This is a genomic window from Elizabethkingia argenteiflava, assembly GCF_009904105.1.
Classification (GTDB): domain Bacteria; phylum Bacteroidota; class Bacteroidia; order Flavobacteriales; family Weeksellaceae; genus Elizabethkingia; species Elizabethkingia argenteiflava.
Window position 1 is genome coordinate 1 of the sequence record NZ_JAAABJ010000295.1, and the last position, 238, is coordinate 238.

Annotated in this window: 1 protein-coding gene; it reads left to right on the plus strand. The window is 31.5% G+C overall.

Features of this window, described 5'->3' with window-relative positions; all coding sequences use genetic code 11:
• The coding region (locus GNY06_RS03065) for a transposase (protein WP_166518753.1) at window positions 1-238 on the plus strand (238 nt) is incomplete at both ends.

A 238-nucleotide genomic window follows, 5' to 3' on the forward strand; every position in this document is an offset into this window, starting at 1 on the left:
ACAAAGGTTATCTGAGTATTGATTATCAAAGAGACTTATTTACTTACAACCAGATTAATATGGAAGTACCTATGCGAAAAAATCAACATGGATATAATCCGCAGCCTTATATTTTTAGAAAATACCGAAAGCCCATCGAAACCTTATTTTCGCAATTATGTGATCAGTTTATGATTAGAAGAAACTATGCGAAATCCTTTGATGGCTTTAAGAACAGAATATTATCTAAGATAATGGC